Raw genomic sequence first — 2,017 nt, forward strand, 5'->3', positions numbered from 1 at the left:
CTTCCGACGATGCCGCTGAACGCACGGTGGGGAGCGTTCGCCTGCCAGGCGGACCCGATTTTCAACGTCATGGCTCCGCTCATCGACATCCTTTCTCGGCCGGGAATCCGTGTGGTCGTCCGGGATTTTCCGGCGGACGTGTGCCGAGGATGGGCCAGGATGACATGCCCATCGGGCATCCAGGTGGATCGGCCCGGGAACCGTCCGGTATGTAAGCGGTTGTACGCTCTGGGTTGATGGGCCCGAACCCTGCCCACGTCCTGCCGCCGCAGACTCTGCTGCCACAGATCTTGGCGTCACAGATCCTGGTGCCGCGGATGCGGCCGGGCTGGCCGGCTCGTCCTCCGCACTTCGTCGGATGGATATGTGCATGTGCCCTGGTGAGATGTTGTCGGCGATCGACGCGACCGCCCCACGGTGCGTTTCACGCTTGTCTGGCAGCAGCCGACAGGCTGCCCGATGAGCGAGCGAACGGCCATCTCCCGAAGCCGGGAGGAACCGGTCCGGCGGCTGATGAAGGAGTGCCTGGACCGTTCCGACGAGGCGCGGAACCGCGACCTGCCGATTGTCCTGCTGCTCGGGCCCCCGGGCATCGGCCGGAGCGCCGTGCTCGACGAGATCGAACGATGGTGCGCGGCCGTGCCGCACGTCCGGCTGAATCTGGGCGGAACGGGACGGCAGCCGGCGCCGGGGCGTGACATCTCCCCGGCCCGCGAGATCCTGGTCCGGACCGCTTTCGGTCTTGCCGGGAAGGTGCCCGGTTATCGGCGTATCACTTTCGACCGGCTGTACACCTGCCTGCTCATCCTGGCCAGCGAGCTGGAGATGAACGATCGCATCCAGACCCTGTACCAGATCACCAGGCTGCTGCGCGACCGGACCTGGGCGGAGCGCAACCGTGACGACATCATCAGGATTGTCAGCCCCGTGCTCGCCTCGTTGGAACTGCCGGATGTGGCGTCCGCCGCGGTGACCGTCCTCGCCTCCATGCAGTGGCGGGCCCGGCTGGGCGGTCGGCGGACATGGCCCTTCCAACGGGCGGAGCGCTCGCGGCGGACCGCCGAGCCGATCAGCCCGGACGCCCTGGCCGACCTGGTCGCGCTCCAGGGCGCCGACGACGAGTCGCGCCAGGAGGTGGAGCGGCTGCTGGTGAAGATGTTCCTCGCCGATCTGTACGACAGTTTCGCTGCCGGCCGGCAGGCCGGCAGCGACCTTTTCAACTGCGTTCTGCTGCTGGACAACGTCCACCATTCCCCCGGCGGCAGGGAGTTTCTTCACCTGCTCGTGGAGGAACGCCATCAACGGGCTTCGGAGGGCGCCGGCACCTGCGATCCACTGGTCGTGATCGCAGCCAGCCGGGGGTGGAACCCGGTCCGCGACGGCACCCCGGGGGGCCGGATACGCCCGCTCGACGCGGCGGGTTACGCGGACTGGGCCCGCGGCCGGCGCGCGGACGCGCACGAAGCGGGGTCATGGTGGTATCGGTGGAATTACCCGACCTCACGGCGAACGACGTCAGCCTGCTGGTCAGACGCGCAGACCTGCCCGACCGGTGGCGCCGGCTGGCAACGGACCTCCATCGCGTCACCGACGGTCATCCAGGAACGGCCAGCCATGTTCTGCGAGGGTTACGGATCGTCGCCCGTCGGCGTCCACCGGAACAGGCGGAGGAGAACAGCCGCTGCCTGTTGGAAATCGAAAGCGGGGAGCGCGGGCCCGGCGCCGCGCGCCGCACGCTCGGCAGGGATGCTCTGGACCACTGGCTCGCCCCTTTCACGGAGCTCCAGCGGAAGATGCTGGTCACCTGTGCCGCACCACAGGGTATCGAGCCCAGTTCGATACATGCGGCGCTGGGCCGGACGTCCGATATCCAGCATCGGCAGGCCCTGTTACAGAATCTTCAGGAGAACATGTGCACGCGGGAGACCGCCGGCAGGCCGGTGCTCCGCCCGGTGCTGCGGCGCCTGTTGTTGCAGGACCTGCGCGCCCGTCCCGATGACGACCGGGACAGCTGGCG

At 68.5% G+C, this 2,017-nt stretch carries 1 protein-coding gene; it reads left to right on the forward strand.

The features are described from left to right. Nucleotides 1-459 precede the first annotated feature (459 nt). Nucleotides 460-2,017 (forward strand): hypothetical protein (locus DD1DGNOD_RS06800; protein ID WP_206442993.1); only part of this gene is annotated, 1,558 nt, incomplete at its 3' end.

Origin of the sequence: Candidatus Protofrankia californiensis (genome assembly GCF_900634765.1) — a bacterium.
In the GTDB taxonomy this organism is placed as follows: domain Bacteria; phylum Actinomycetota; class Actinomycetes; order Frankiales; family Frankiaceae; genus Protofrankia; species Protofrankia californiensis.